The following is a 12,880-nucleotide window of genomic DNA, read 5'->3' on the forward strand; positions in this document are numbered from 1 at the left end:
AAATTATAAGAATTTGTGCAAGAGCTGGTCTGTTTCGAATAATGGCAGGCCTACCACAGCGTGATAACTGCCTTCAATACGCGTCACGAAACGTCCTCCAATACCTTGGATTCCGTAACTACCAGCCTTATCGCATGGTTCACCTGTCTGCCAATATTGTTCTATCTCTTTTTCTGACAAAGACTTAAACCAAACGTCTGTAGTGACCACTACAGTTTCTTGATGTTCGTTTGTCGCCACTGTCACCGCAGTCATTACCTGGTGTGCACGCCCCGACAGTAGCATTAGCATCCTTTTAGCATGTTCCAGATCTTCCGGCTTTTCCAGAACCGTACCATCGCAAACAACAATAGTGTCTGAACCCAGTACGACAGCATCGTTATCAATAGCTACGCCAGCCATGGCTTTATCGAAAGAAAGACGAGATACATACTGAAAAGGCGTTTCTTGGGCTGCTTGGCTTTCTTCAACATCAGTGCGAATAACGCTAAACGAATACCCGAGTTGTGACAGTAATTCTTTGCGTCTCGGCGAACCTGACGCTAGCACCAATTTTTTCATCATCAATTATCTTATATGCCAATGGCGTCTGACTCTGCGCATTAATAGGAACAGCCAAGGCCAGAGAATGCAGTTTATCAGGCCACTCCACAGTGACAGCAAATTAAACGAAATGTCTTGAATCAGGTACTCGCCCGAGAAGATCAACACATCAAGCAAGACGGAAAGCAAACCGATCAGCATTGCCTGCTGCCACAACGCCATATTACGTAGTACAAGGAAATTAAGAGCCACAAGGTACACCACAATGGACATCATCATGCCGCGGATCCCCAGTGTCGAGCCGAGCAAGAGATCCCAGAGTAGTCCAAGCACTAGCGCAGTACCGACATTGACTCGATGTGGCAATGCAAGAACCCAATAGCAAATCACCAAAAATAACCAAGAAGGCCTCAGCACATCCAATACACCAGGCCAAGGAATCGTCTGCAGTGTTAAAGCAATTAAAAATGAAAAGGCAATGACCATTTTGCCTTTAAATACACTATTCGCCATTACCCACTACCTCTTGACTGTTATCTGGTAAGGCCTGCTGAATTTTATCTTGCCGAGAGTCATTAGGCCAAATCAACAGCAGATAGCGTAGACGTTCAAAGTCCACAACGGGCTCCGCTTCAATAGCCGCAAATTCACGTGCCGTATCACGAAGCACATCCACTACATGCGCGACAGGGTAGCCTTCGGGGTATACACCTCCCAGCCCAGAAGTCACCAGTAAATCACCTTCCTGGATATCTAAACTGATCGGGATATGGTCTAGGTTAATCCGATCAATTTTACTGTTACCTGATGCAATGACTCGAATATCGTTACGTATTACCTGCACTGGAATCGCGCTCTGGCTGTCGGTAAGCAACAACACGCGGCTATTATGCGCTGACACAAATGTCACCTGACCCACAATCCCTTTTTCATTCGCCACAGGCTGACCAACATACACCCCATCGATCTGGCCTTTGTCGATAACAACCTGCTGTCGATATGGAGATGTGTCTACCGCCATGACTTCTGTAACGACCTTGCGCTCATCACGAACAAAGGAAGAACCTAGCAGCTTGCGCAATCGCTGGTTTTCTTCACGATACTGATCCAATAACAGCATGTCGTTTTTGAGACGCAAAATTTCACGTTTGAGCTGATAATTACTCTCCATAAAGTCTTTACGAATATTGAAGCGCTCATAAGCGTCATCGAACATGGTGCGAGGAACGTCTGCGAGATACTGAATCGGCGCGACCATACTATTAAGTAAATAACGTACTTGGGCAAATGCGCCTAAACGACTATCAGCCAGCATAAGGCTGGCTGATATAATGACTGCAAAAAACAGGCGTAATTGAAGTGAAGGTCCTCGGCCAAAAATAGGCTTCATTGAGTATGAGTTCCTTAATCGATCGAAGCAGCCTAGCGAATCACTAGGCCAACCCAATTATTCTTCACTGAATAGATCGCCACCGTGCATGTCGATCATTTCTAGAGCTTTACCGCCACCACGAGCCACACAAGTCAGTGGATCCTCAGCAATCACCACTGGGATACCCGTTTCTTCAGTTAGAAGACGATCAAGATCTTTCAGCAGTGCACCACCACCTGTAAGAACCATACCATTTTCAGAAATATCCGATGCCAGCTCTGGTGGACACTGCTCCAGCGCAACCATCACAGCTGAAACGATACCTGTCAGCGGCTCTTGTAGCGCTTCAAGGATTTCATTGGAGTTTAGGCTGAAGCTACGTGGCACACCTTCAGCAAGGTTGCGGCCGCGAACTTCGATTTCTTCTACTTCATCGCCAGGATAAGCGGAACCGATTTCATGTTTGATCTTTTCAGCCGTTGCTTCACCAATCAAACTACCGTAGTTACGACGGACATAGTTGATGATGGCTTCGTCAAAGCGATCACCACCGATACGAACGGAAGACGAGTAAACCACACCATTTAGGGAGATGACTGCGACTTCTGTTGTACCACCACCGATATCAACAACCATTGAGCCTGTCGGCTCAGAAACACGTAAACCAGCACCGATTGCGGCCGCCATTGGCTCATCAATCAAATACACTTCACGAGCACCGGCACCAAGCGCTGACTCACGAATCGCTCGACGCTCAACTTGCGTAGAACCACAAGGCACACATACAAGAACACGTGGGCTTGGTTTCAGAACACTGTTGTCATGCACTTGTTTAATAAAGTGCTGAAGCATTTTTTCTGTTACGTAGAAATCCGCAATCACGCCGTCTTTCATAGGACGAATTGCCGAAATATTACCTGGAGTACGACCTAACATTTGCTTTGCCGCATGACCGACAGCAGCGACGCTTTTGCCTGCTCTGTTACGGTCCTGACGGATAGCGACTACTGAAGGCTCGTCTAGAACAATACCCTGTCCCTTGACGTAGATAAGAGTGTTGGCAGTACCTAAATCGATTGATAGGTCATTAGAAAATATGCCACGAAGTTTTTTGAACATATTCTTCGCTCGTCCTGAAAGAATTAGAAGATAGAAAATTGCACTAAATGTACCAATGCCTTGCCGTATCAGCAAGGCATTGAACTATAAACATGGGCTGAAACCCGCAATTTCTAACAGATTCCTAACGAAAGTCGAAAAAAACGCCTTGTCTCTAATTCTGTTCGTTCCACCAAATGACCCGATCGCTCCCGCGATAGAGACCAAATTGTGTCAGTCCTGAGGCGGTACTTTCAAAATTGCCATCACCGTCTTCATCATCCCTTAGCCAAGGAAACAACGAATTCACGTTGAGAGAAGTTGTAATCGTTCCATAACTGCCAGAACCCGGTGGGGTGAATTCTATCCAAGACTCACCATCACTAGCTGTCGCAGAAACGAGTGAAGCATTAACCTCCGGCTGAGTAGGGCTACCGCTGTCCACAACCGTGTATTCCCCTGATGTAAATACAAAGTTTCCAATCGCCCCGAAGCTGGTGCATGAGTCATCGGTATTAGTTTCAAAGCGATCATTTTGATAGTGTTGTAATTCCAGTCGCTGCCTCACCGTTGCTATCTCAGAGCCATAGGTGTCGTTGATAAGCAAACGCCCCCAACGAAGCTGCATAGTGTCATCTACATTCTCAAAGGTAATACCTTGGCAAGCTCCTGAGTCGTTGGACTTCAAGCAAACGCCATCGGAATCAGTCACATCACTTGCAGTTAATACCAGTTGGAAGCTAGCAGTAAAAGGATTAATTGGTGTCGTTTCCTTGGTGTAGAAAATCATCTCATCATTTAACACCATGATGTTCTCATCAGAGGGAGTTCTCGTCACACTAGGAGAAGCCGTGGGGTCTAAAGCAATAGTTAAACCATTATCAGCAATATAGTTACGATTTCCCCAGCTATTACTGTAACGCCACCAATTACCGATAACATAATTACCAATATCTGAGCCATCAACGGCTTTAGGATTTAGTATTAATGCAGGGTTAGTCGAATAACCAAATGATTGGCCAATATAGCTAAACTGCGGGAATTGAGAACAAGCCCCCAGCAGCACTGGCGTATTCAAAATACCAGTAGACGCCGCCGGAAGCTCAAAATATGCCGGAGTAAAGCGCCCGATATTACCTGTAGAGCTTGAGGCGATAGGTTTAGTCGTCTTTCCATAAAATGAGCTTGGTGGATCAACCGTAAAATTAAACACCCCAACCTCAGAGACCGACTGTGTAACACTATTGGTACCATTCAAAATCGGAACGTGGTTGTAAGAAGTGGTGCTGATACTTCCTGTGCTGCCTGTTGAGGGCTCAACCAAACTATGGGTGATGGTAATGCCACTATGTTTATAGTTGGGCGTCACTTCATCATCTTGATTATAAGCAGTGACTTTAAGAGTAAAGTTTTCTCCTGCCTTCGCAAAAACGCTACAACTTGTATCCGCACTGCTACAAACACCTGTACCTCCAGAGGTATTCTCTGCGCTGACAGTTAGGTATTTAGGCGCACTAATAAAATTGCCACTCCCTGTTAGCTCTAACCCTTGTTCATCACCAGTACCATTAAATTTAGCATTGAGCTGCATGTGCCCTGCATCATCATAGTTAAGGCTAACCGATGCTTGCCCCGAGCTATTAAAGGCTAGGTTGAAGTTGGTGGCATCGGATTCGTTAATACCAATTTCTGTGCTTTCTACCGATACTTTGGGCTGACCTATTAAGTCAGCCCCTTCAACAGGGTCTAAGTACTGGCTCCATAGGTCAACACTCTTAGTGACATTAGCAAAACTAGGTACACACTGAGTCGCACTATCACCTTGCTTAACCGCTTTAATCGTAGCAGTCACAGTCTCTGCACCATACTTATCAGGCACATCGATCACAAAGCCACTATCAGAAAAAACCATGTCACAGTTATTCTCACTCAAGCCACTGCCATCATCACACAGATTGCTAGAGAAAGGCTTAGCTGGTGGCGTAGAACCTGTCACATCCAATGTCAGTGTGCCTGGCTGATTCTTGCGAATATAAAAAGTACCAGAGCCTCCAGAGAAGGTTTTCACATTGCCACCAACCCATCCTCCACCTCCAGGAACGGTTGCAGGAGACAGAGTTGCCGTGACAGTATCTGTGTATTCTTCTGTACAACTTGAGTCTTTACATGCTCGGATGGTAACTTCTGATTCGTTACAAGTTACACCTTGCCCTGTATGCGTTATACGGAAATGGTCAATTTGATCTTCTATTGGGCGGGAATTCAGCGCACAAACTTGGAAGTTGTCGATTTCATGGATATTAGTCACACTACCAGTTGAACCAGTAATGGATAGCAAGAAATCGTCGGGAACTGCAGCTTGGTTGTATTGACTGTCCAACACATTAATGGGACCAACAATTGATTGCCAGCTACCATTACCAATCTTACGTGAGATCTCTACTTGGGATTCATTCGTCACTCTCGAATCAACCACAATCTTATAACGATGTACTGCTCCAGAGTTATTATCATCGACAGTTGGAGATAAGCAATCACCATTCTGGTTGGTTTGACCGTTATTACAAGCCCCCGCTAAATAACGATAACCCGTTTCATCCACGCCAGAACCTCGCAATGCAACCGACTGACGCCGGCGTCCTGGGTCACTGCCCTGCCCACCTTCATTCGAAAAGTTACCATACTCATCAAGCCCCACACCAAGCCAACCACCAGCGAACCCCGGTTCATTTGTCTTAAATCCATAACCTAGAGGACCACCAAATGCCCCCGCTCTTGGCGTTACTAATGCATCAGACAGTACAACTGCAATCCCATCCGCACCTGACCCATTGTAGGCAAAATGGTCAAATTCAATTTCAACCAAGTTATCTTTAGCTGGGAATAAGCGTTGATAGGTCGATGAAGTGGCCTGGTTTTGAACTGCTTGGGTAAAGCGTAATCGGCTACTCACAATACCTGGCTGGAATGAACCACTACTGGTAGAAGTGACCCAAAGGCTAGAGAGTGGCCCCGAACTAAAATCATCGCTGAAACACTGCAGTGTAGGGGTGTTGTCACATGTATGACGCTGGCGGTAAAGCTGACGAATCTGCTGCTCGGTGAGTGCCTCATCAAAGATCTGCACTTCATCAATCGCACCGTCGAATGCTCGCCCCGAATAATTCTGATCTTGTCCAATCTGAAAAGGATTACTGTTAGTTTGCAATTGCTTATTTTGGTTTGAACTTCGACTCGCTCTCAGCTCGCCATTAATGAACAAACTCGCTTTTGATTTTTTAGAATCATATCGAATGGTTACAAAGGTCCAATCATTAAGGGGAACAGTTGAGCTACTGGTTAAGTTACGGGTAGAGCTATTTTTTTCCTGCCACCACCAATATATCCTTCGATTAGAATCAAGATGAAGTTCAAAGTTCGTATCCTTCGAAAAGATACTAAATAACCCCGAGTTTGGCTTACTAGTCGGATAAATCCACGCAGATACCGTTAAGGTCTTATTAAGATCGAGTAGATTATTGTCCGCCACTTCTACATATTGGTTACTATCATGCTCAAAATAGCCATACCCACACGTTCCCATATTATCAATTGCTGGCAATGCGGGAGTAGAGGTCGCTGTTAAAGCACCATTAACTGCTCGTCCATGTAAGTTATTACCAGACTCATCTTGCACTTCGTTAGCCGTACCATTCCAAGTAGATTCTTCAAGATGATATTTAGCAATTGGATCAGGTAAAGGGGTGACCCCACAAGAGTTTGCTGGAGATTGCTGGTATAAGCATGTCCCATCAACGGTACTGCCATCATTAACATAAACGGTTCCCCAGTTAGGCTGCCCTGCGGTAACATCACCGATAACTTCTGAGCCATCTTCTAGTTTTATATGGTTATTGGTACTGGTGATGTCTCCAATTACGACTGAACCTTCTATCGTAATTTCTCCATTAGCATTCACCTCACCGTATACATCTGAGTCCTTGACTGTGACTTTATTGTTTGAAGACGTTAAATCACCCGTGATATTAGAATCTTCTATAGTAAGGTCGCCATTGGATTCAATATCACCCACGACTTCAGACTCTTTTACTGTCACTTTGTTATTTGGCGTAGTAACACTGCCCGTCACCTTAGAGGACTCTTCAATAGTGATATCACCATTAGCATAAACACTGCCGGTAACTTCGGTGCCTTTAAGTTCAACTTTGTTATTATCAGACCGTACAGCTCCACCAATATCGCTATCTTCAAGAACGATATCGCCACCAGTGATTATCCCACCGGTCATCTCAACATCTTCGAGCGATACAGTCGTACTATCTGCGTCAAAACGCCCATAAAGCGTATTGTTACTTTCCGACCAATCAAATGAACCATAGTTTGCTTCGAGATCAATGGTATAAGTAGCATTCCCGACAGTATTGCCACCATCGAAGCTAAAACCATCATCTGCACTTAATATTGAATTATCAGTAGCACGGATAGTGTCATTAGAAGAAAGATCCACCTTACCATTTTGACAAAGGTAGGTATCCGTTCCTGAGTTAAATGATAAAGACCAATTACCCGAGGAACAGGGGGGTAAACTGCGCTGAGCAGGGGTTTGCGATAACACATACTCCTGAGCCACAGTAGGAGTAGATAACAAGGCCACCAAGATGAAAATCAGTCTAGGCATCATTACGTACTCCCACTTCTATCACTCTTTGTAACTGCCAAGTCCCAACCTGACACTGCCCGGTAGAAACAAGCTGAAAGACTTCTACATTATTATCCAATTTTCCTAAAGACGAGCATGTGACCGTTGCTGAGCACTGAGATAGGCCGCCGCCATTAAAATTAATTGTTTGTTGAACCCCAAGCTGACAACTGCCATCCGTTACGGGTTGGTAAAAGCGACTGATTTCTATCTGAGCGGCTGAGCGTGCCGCCATTTCCGCTCTTGTGCCTATCACTGCGGCAATAAGCTGATCACTGCTACGCTCTTGGTTTCTATTGGCAATAGCCGCCATAAACCCCACCACCACCACAATGATGAAGATAACCAGTAACAATCCACTGCCCTGTTGTCTACGGCGTGTTGTAGATAAGCGCATCATGATCAAACCTTATCTGCTCTCCATTATCAGAGAATGTTAACTCCATTTTTACCAAGCCATTTCGTTGCAATTGAGGTTCTGAGACCAAAAAATTCACTTGGTTAAGATTTCCAGCAACTCGAACACCACTACCCAACAACGCTGGTGTTAGAGAAGCCCTACCTAGATCATAGCCCGAATAACGCATTAGCTCATTGCCAACCAAGCAAAATGCGACTGGCTCTTGATAGAAATACAGGCGTTCAGCAGGGCTGAAGGTCGTAAAACCTGTGCTTACTGTCAGATCAACATCTACCATAGAAGACGTAGCGCCACTGGCCGTAAAATCAACATCACTTCTCACTTCAGCAATTTGGCCGGTGCCATCAATCGTTTTTCTTAGCTCAGAGGCATCCGTTGGGTAAACAACAACACGCTCACCCGCGGTAATACTTTTGACCACAGGTAATACTCTGATCGACGCAGAGGCGGAGGAAGGGGTAGGAAGATCCATATAAATAGCACTGTTGGTAATCGGCAGAATTTCAATGCAGTTATTTTCAACCACGACGCTGTTAGGGATCGCTTCACGAATTTCTCGACGTAGCCTTTCTGTGGCAAACCGCCCTTGTTGAATTAGCGCTTCTCTATTTGCAGAGTCGGAATAAAGCACTAATGACTGACGCACCACTTCCCCCACAAACAAGCCGACTATACCGAGTAAAGTAATAGACACCACCATCTCAATCAGAGTAAAACCACGCATCAAAAATTCCCTTTGGTCGCCGCGAAGGGATAGGTATTTCCCTGCCGATCGGTAATAGTGACGTTGATTCTCTTGTAGTTTGTCATTGCGATCGATTCTACGCCTTGCATTGTTCCGCCGACTTCCTGCTCATAAAAAACCGTAATCGCAATATTATAGCCTTGGTAGCCATCATCGATGCTATTACCCAACACATCTTGAGCCGCTCCATTCAGCCCATCAAAGTCATCGACATCATTGTAGAGCGTTTTATCCGACTCTCCGGAATCCGATCCAAGGTTCGCCGCCGAAGTACATAACACTCGATCAGCCTGAGCAACAATGACGCATTCAGGTACTCCTCCATTCGGCCCAGAATTCTGATCAAAATGGCGCCCTAATACTTCGTCCAATACTGCACGCCCAAGCTCAGCAGCTTTAACTGACGCAACCTGGTCGGCACTTTGCTTACCTTTAGGAAAAAGGGCTATCGAGACACCACCGATTGCGATGCCAATAATCACGATCACCACCACCATTTCTAACAGTGAAAAACCTTTTTTTTTAGCAACTTGTCGGATTTGCAAAAATACCACCTTCTGAATTGATACAAATAAATCGGCTGGTGCCAGATTGGCCCTGAATAGTCACAGTACAAGCATTAGTTGAACACTGCGAAGGACGACCTAGACTGTCAAAATCAATAAACCCTTGGGAGCTGGAATCGAGTGTTATGGACACATCCTCGACCTCAGCATCGACAAAGCTGCTGTCACTGGTGTCACCTGGGAAAACAGTATTGCAGGCTCCAGAAGTTATTGAAGCTGCCATATCAATGGCTTGGTTTCCACTCAGAATCCATCTACCACACAAATTACTACGATTCATTGCTCTTAGCTGAGTTAAGCGCAGCGAAGATAATACTGCCTCTTCCATTAATTGGGCATCGAAGCTACTTTTGCCGAAATATCGGCTGGCCGCATAAACAGAGACAACCGCCAGCAGAACAATAACCATGATCAGTTCAATGAGTGTAAATCCTCGATCACGCTTAACTTTCATAGCATACCTAAGTAGTTAATTTTTCTTATTTGATTATAAATTAGAAAGGCTATTGATGAGGGAATTTGTGTGAGTTTTGAGAAGGTATTTAGAAATGGAATAGAAGTAGAGTGGCTTAAAGAAAAAGGCCAGCAATGCTGGCCTTCAAAATGAACAGACTTAGTTACAGTTCTGCAAAGTAATCGTTGGCTGGGCTACACTGGAAGCAGCTGCTTGGTATTGAACATAACAAGCAGAATTGCTGTCACTGAAACCAAAGCCAATACCAGCAGAAGCTCCACTCACAATAGTCCAATCATCTTCTAAGCCACTGATTACTGCATGCAAAGCAGTCGATGTTGCCGCTGGGTAACCGTATACAGTAGCTACTGTTGTGCCATTAACTGTAACTGAGGAATCAGCTTCCGTTTCAACACCGTCAATCGACGCCTTACCATATACAATTCCATTAGCACCATTCATCGCTCCTCGCAACCCCTGAGCAGCTGCTGAACGAGCATCATCTTGCAGGTTAAGAAAACGAGGTGCTGCAGTCACTGCCAGAATACCTAGAATAACAATCACCACGACCAATTCGATTAGGGTGAAACCGCCTTGTTTTTTCATAGTCTCAATCTCTCTGTGTTAAATGTCCGCAGTACTACTGCAAGGTTACGGTCACACGACCTGTTTTAATCTCATAAACAAACTGATGATCCGTACCACCTTCTTGTTGAATATAGGTACAAGTGTCATTTGAGTCATCAGCCTGTGCTGAATATTTTATATTTCCATTGGTGTTTGCATTCGATACTGTATCAACACTTGGTGGGTTTTGTAATAAGTTATTCATCAAGTCAATACACATCTGGTCAGTTAAGCTGGTTGGAAAACTCACATTATCGGTGTTTAAACCATAGGGGTATCCGTCTCGAAAGCCAGTATCCGCATTACTGCCGTTTTGCGCGCGAGTCAGCCAAAAATCCACACCATCATAATCAACTCGATTATACGTTTCAGTGTTGACTGTCACCGAGGGACGAGCCTCTGCTTCCCATTGCGCACGAGCGGATAACACGCCAGTAGCAAAGCCACCAGCCACACCTTCCACGCTAGCCTTTTTCGCTTCATCAGTAACATCTAAAAAGCGCGGCAAAGCAGCAACCGCTAATAGACCAACCACAACAATGACAACAACAAGCTCAACTAACGAAAAACCGAACTGCTTATTATGCATAATGATAAACTCGCTATTTACTACAACATATTATACGAAATATCCGCAATATAGCTATCGCAAATACGTCAATATAATCACTTGGCCGAGAAGCCGACACTCACGGTAAAATTATTATCCACGAGCTGTATATGAATCGACTTTCCATAATTAAAAATATACTCACATCGATAATTATTTAATTCAGAACGCTCCACAACTTTAGACGGTGCTACCCCTAACACTCTTTGTTCTGGATATAATAACGAAAACCAACTCTCACATGCTGTTCTACTCTGTTCACGGTTTGGGATAACCCAACCATGCTTTGAAAACAAAAGGTTTTCAGTATCTACCACTAAGTGCTCTCGTTGGCCATTCAACATCCATTGCTGCTTATAGAAGCTCGCTCTTTCTATCATTCTTTTACTCGCCAGTAAAAATGCAGCATCATCAACATCTTCTTCTAATTTCTCGATTATCAGAACAAAGCTCAGTATTAGAATAATGATGACCAACAACCAAACAACGAATCTAGAGCGTTCAATATTACTCGACATATTAACCTTGAATTGCGTCTAACATGCCCCACATTGGCAGGAATATACCCAATGCAAGTATTAATACCATGCCCGCAACCACTACTAATAATATAGGCTCAATTCGTGCCGTCAGTGTTTTCAAATCATAATCGACTTCACGATCATAAAAATCAGCGGCTTCAAGCAAAAGCTCGTCAATCCGACCGGTTTCTTCTCCCACCGACAACATCTGCAGAACCAAAGGGGTAAATACCTGACTGTTGCTCGCTGTCGATGAGATCGTTCCACCTGCTTCAATCGAAGATTTCATCTCCAACAGACGATTTTCTAGATATCTATTTTCAAGCGCTTCTGCGGACAGAGCGAGTGATTGGTTAAGTGGAACACCTGCCTTCAACATCAGAGCAAACGTACGGGAAAAGCGCGCCAGCTGGGCACGATTTACCAGATCACCAATGATCGGCATACGCAAGCGAAACTTGTCCCAACGTTCTTGGCCTTTGGCTGTCTTGACCCAAGCTTTGAATGCAAAGATCAGACTCACGATTCCAGCCAACATAAATGCCCAATAGTTCACAAAGAAATCGGATGTCGCAATGATAATTCGAGTAGGTAAGGGCAAATCGACGCCAAAACGAGAAAACATGCTAGCGAACTGTGGGATAACCTTTACATTAAGGATAAACAACGCCACGACAATGAAACTGATCACAAAAGTGGGGTATCGCATTGCCGTTTTAATCCGCTTTCGCGTCTCCACTTCCTGCTCATAGTAGTTAGCCAGTTGCATCAAAGCCTGATCCAATCGACCAGTGTTTTCCCCCACATTGATCATAGAAACAAATAAAGGGCTAAAGACCTTAGAATGCATCTGCATGGATGCCGACAAGCTTCGTCCATTAGTCAACTCTTGTGTTACTTCTTCTAGTGCCTCTTTTAACTGCTTATTAGCGCTATTTTGCGTCAAGCCTTTCATTGAACGCAGCAAAGGAACACCGGCTTTGGTCAAGCTGTATAACTGACGACAGAAAATCACCAGCACTTCCAAAGGGATCGAGGGTTTAAATATCGAGCGGAGATCAATATCAAAAGAGCTGCCGCCTGAACCCTGTGTAATAGCGGTAGGAATGACACCTTTATTGATAAGCGATTCAGCCGCCGCCTCTTCATTGGGCGCTTCAACCTGCCCAGCCGCAGCTGAACCATCCAGATTACGTCCCTGATAGCTAAATACTGGCATCATTC

At 44.8% G+C, this 12,880-nt stretch carries 13 protein-coding genes; all 13 read right to left on the minus strand.

The features are described from left to right. Window positions 1-3: 3 nt before the first annotated feature. The 13 genes from L1D15_RS18825 to L1D15_RS18885 all read right to left on the minus strand — a co-directional run bounded on the left by L1D15_RS18825 (window position 4) and on the right by L1D15_RS18885 (window position 12,875). Window positions 4-564 carry a Maf family protein gene (locus tag L1D15_RS18825; protein ID WP_275658438.1) on the minus strand — a complete coding sequence of 187 codons (561 nt, stop codon included), beginning with the start codon at window positions 562-564 and terminating at the stop codon, window positions 4-6. Window positions 565-567: 3 nt separating this feature from the next. Beyond that, a complete protein-coding gene (gene mreD, locus L1D15_RS18830; RefSeq protein ID WP_239871306.1) occupies window positions 568-1,056 on the minus strand; it encodes a rod shape-determining protein MreD in 489 nt (162 codons plus the stop codon). Continuing rightward, complete coding sequence (gene mreC / locus L1D15_RS18835) at window positions 1,046-1,933, minus strand: rod shape-determining protein MreC (protein WP_239835122.1); 888 nt, start codon at window positions 1,931-1,933, stop codon at window positions 1,046-1,048. Before mreC ends, mreD begins: the two co-directional genes overlap by 11 nt. Window positions 1,934-1,990: 57 nt before the next feature. Further along, on the minus strand, window positions 1,991-3,034 hold the full coding sequence (locus L1D15_RS18840) for a rod shape-determining protein (RefSeq protein WP_004747218.1): 1,044 nt from the start codon (window positions 3,032-3,034) through the stop codon (window positions 1,991-1,993). Window positions 3,035-3,188: 154 nt separating this feature from the next. Continuing rightward, on the minus strand, window positions 3,189-7,694 hold the full coding sequence (locus tag L1D15_RS18845; RefSeq protein ID WP_239876682.1) for a DUF6701 domain-containing protein: 4,506 nt from the start codon (window positions 7,692-7,694) through the stop codon (window positions 3,189-3,191). After that, window positions 7,684-8,112 carry an MSHA biogenesis protein MshP gene (locus L1D15_RS18850; protein ID WP_239876683.1) on the minus strand — a complete coding sequence of 143 codons (429 nt, stop codon included), beginning with the start codon at window positions 8,110-8,112 and terminating at the stop codon, window positions 7,684-7,686. The genes L1D15_RS18845 and L1D15_RS18850 overlap by 11 nt, the downstream gene beginning before the upstream one ends. After that, complete coding sequence (locus tag L1D15_RS18855; RefSeq protein ID WP_239876684.1) at window positions 8,084-8,857, minus strand: type II secretion system protein; 774 nt, start codon at window positions 8,855-8,857, stop codon at window positions 8,084-8,086. The genes L1D15_RS18850 and L1D15_RS18855 overlap by 29 nt, the downstream gene beginning before the upstream one ends. Further along, window positions 8,857-9,423, minus strand: a complete 567-nt coding sequence (locus L1D15_RS18860; RefSeq protein WP_239876685.1) for a prepilin-type N-terminal cleavage/methylation domain-containing protein — start codon at window positions 9,421-9,423, stop codon at window positions 8,857-8,859. The genes L1D15_RS18855 and L1D15_RS18860 overlap by 1 nt, the downstream gene beginning before the upstream one ends. Then, the gene (locus L1D15_RS18865; protein ID WP_239876686.1) at window positions 9,401-9,898 is read right to left on the minus strand and encodes a type II secretion system protein; all 498 of its coding nucleotides are present in this window, start codon (window positions 9,896-9,898) and stop codon (window positions 9,401-9,403) included. Before L1D15_RS18865 ends, L1D15_RS18860 begins: the two co-directional genes overlap by 23 nt. Window positions 9,899-10,057: 159 nt before the next feature. Further along, window positions 10,058-10,504, minus strand: a complete 447-nt coding sequence (locus L1D15_RS22075) for a type II secretion system protein (RefSeq protein WP_275658439.1) — start codon at window positions 10,502-10,504, stop codon at window positions 10,058-10,060. Window positions 10,505-10,538: 34 nt separating this feature from the next. After that, the gene (locus L1D15_RS18875; RefSeq protein ID WP_239871326.1) at window positions 10,539-11,114 is read right to left on the minus strand and encodes a prepilin-type N-terminal cleavage/methylation domain-containing protein; all 576 of its coding nucleotides are present in this window, start codon (window positions 11,112-11,114) and stop codon (window positions 10,539-10,541) included. A gap of 77 nt (window positions 11,115-11,191) precedes the next feature. Continuing rightward, window positions 11,192-11,653, minus strand: a complete 462-nt coding sequence (locus L1D15_RS18880) for an MSHA biogenesis protein MshF (protein WP_239835114.1) — start codon at window positions 11,651-11,653, stop codon at window positions 11,192-11,194. A gap of 1 nt (window position 11,654) precedes the next feature. After that, on the minus strand, window positions 11,655-12,875 hold the full coding sequence (locus L1D15_RS18885) for a type II secretion system F family protein (RefSeq protein ID WP_239836346.1): 1,221 nt from the start codon (window positions 12,873-12,875) through the stop codon (window positions 11,655-11,657). Window positions 12,876-12,880: the final 5 nt, after the last annotated feature.

It is taken from the genome of Vibrio sp. Isolate25, from assembly GCF_022398025.1.
GTDB classification, from domain to species: domain Bacteria; phylum Pseudomonadota; class Gammaproteobacteria; order Enterobacterales; family Vibrionaceae; genus Vibrio; species Vibrio coralliilyticus_A.